Annotated in this window: 2 protein-coding genes; both read right to left on the bottom strand. The window is 58.9% G+C overall.

What is annotated here, in order from left to right:
- Positions 1-792, bottom strand: a 792-nt coding sequence (locus WCA53_RS09475; RefSeq protein WP_423908389.1) for a GMC family oxidoreductase N-terminal domain-containing protein, incomplete at its 3' end; no start/stop codon positions are given.
- 43 nt (positions 793-835) lie between these two features.
- A partial coding sequence (locus tag WCA53_RS09470) for a purine-cytosine permease family protein (protein WP_423908386.1) occupies positions 836-2,098 on the bottom strand: 1,263 nt, incomplete at its 5' end.

Here is a 2,098-nt window from a genome sequence, read left to right as displayed (position 1 = left end):
CAACAGGTGAGGCGAACCGATAGGGCCGGAGGCGATCAACACTTCAGCACGGCATCGCGCGACGTGCGAACTTCCACCCTGATCGTACTCGACCCCAACAGCGCGCTTGCCCTCGATAATCACACGGCGTGTCATCGCATTCGTCACCACGCTCAGGTTGGGGCGCTTCATCGCGGGCCGCAGGTAAGCATTAGCGGTAGACCAGCGCACACCATCCTTGACCGTCATATGCATTGCGCCAAAGCCTTCCTGCATATGACCGTTGCAGTCTTCTGTCTTGATGTATCCGGCCTCGGCGCCCGCCTCGATCCAGGCGCCGTACAGCGGATTCGCCATGTTGTTGCCGTTGTTCGTGCACAGGGGTCCGGCCGCGCCTCGGTACTCGTCGCCCCCGAACTTGTAGGTCTCCGCACGCCGGAAATACGGCAGACAGTTGCGATAGCCCCAGCCTCGCGCACCTAATTCCTCCCATTCGTCGAAGTCGCAAGCGTGACCGCGAATATAGACGAGTCCGTTGATCGACGACGAGCCGCCCAGCACCTTGCCGCGCGGGCAATGCAACTGGCGGCCATTCAGATGAGCTTCGGGGGCTGTCTGATAGCGCCAGTTGTACTTGGACGTATTCATCGGCATGGAAAACGCGCTCGGCATCTGAATGATGACGCTGCGATCGCTTCCGCCGTATTCAAGCACCAGGACGCGGACCGTCGGATCCTCGGTGAGCCGGTTAGCCAATACACACCCGGCCGATCCAGCACCCACTATGATGTAATCGAATTGCTCGGTAGCCATGATATTTACCTGCTTCGTAGATCTTGACGGGATCGTCTGTGGTTCAGTAGCGACCTTTGTCGCCGGTGGTGTATTGCGGTGATGTCTTCTCGATAGCAGCGATGACCGACTCCTCGTGCGTCAGATCAAGCGAGCGCGACAATGCGTAGTAAGCGCAGCCCGAGACGAACAGACCGACGAGCCAGGCCAGGTCGACGCTGCCCATGTCGCGGGAAAGCGGCCCGACATATACCTCGTTAGTGCCGTCAAGCACGCAGAAGAACGGAATCATCGAGACGAAGCCGATCACGTACGCGATCAGTCCGCGTGCGCCCCACTTTCCGTACAGGTTGTTGTTCGGCAGGAAGAAGTGCGGAATGGCATAGCGACCCTTGCGAACGAAAAAGTAATCCGTCAGATTGACGGCAGTCCAGGGCACCAGGAAATACAGCATGACCACGAGGTAAATGTTCAGGACGGAAAGACCCTTACCCGAGGTGTAGATGCTGAGGGCCACGCCGAGCTGAAGGATCACCACAAACAAAATCGCCACGATGCGAGTCCTGGGAGTCGGCTGGACCTTCCGGAATGAATCAACCGCTGTGATAGCCGTCAGTTTTGCGCTGTATATGTTCATCGCGATGACCGGTAGAAATGCCAGGATCGTGACGCCAACCACAACGCTGCCCATCCCCGGTGCGAGGTCGTTACCTACCTGATTCAACGCGACCAGCACATCGGTCGCCTGCAGATGGTCTGCCAGCCAGCCGCCAATCGCGATCATCCATGCCCCCGACAGTGATGCGCCTACGAACACAGCCGCAATCAGCTTGCCGCTCGGCGTGTTTTTCGGCAGGTAGCGCGAATAGTCGGATACATAGGGTGCGTAGGCAATGTTGTAGCTGGCGGCTGCTGCGAACTGCGCGATGAAAGCGATCCAGCCGAAACCCAGCGGTGGCGTCGGTGCGACCCCCGGTGCGGCCCCCGGCGCGACAGCGGCAGGTGGCACGTCATGCACCCAATGCATCAGCACGGCCACCGTGACAAGTCCATAAAGAGGCAGCGAGAGATACAACGCCCATTTGAAGCTCCGATGCATCCAGTCGTGGCCGAGAATCGCCAGGATCGAAGCCGGCAAGGTCACAGCCAGCGCCACCTTGACGGGATCCCAGTTGAACAGTGCCTTGAGGCCCTGCATCATCAGCACGAGGTTGACGATGTTGAATCCTGCAAAAACAAATAGCGTGGCGAACAGGACGACGATGACCCCGCGATAGCCGAACTGCGCTCTCGACTGAATCATCTGCGGTAGGCCAAGATGAGGACC

The organism is Caballeronia sp., assembly GCF_049581465.1.
Lineage (GTDB): Bacteria > Pseudomonadota > Gammaproteobacteria > Burkholderiales > Burkholderiaceae > Caballeronia.
Note: the sequence above shows the minus strand (reverse complement) of the source record. Positions and strands in the feature narration are given on the sequence as shown.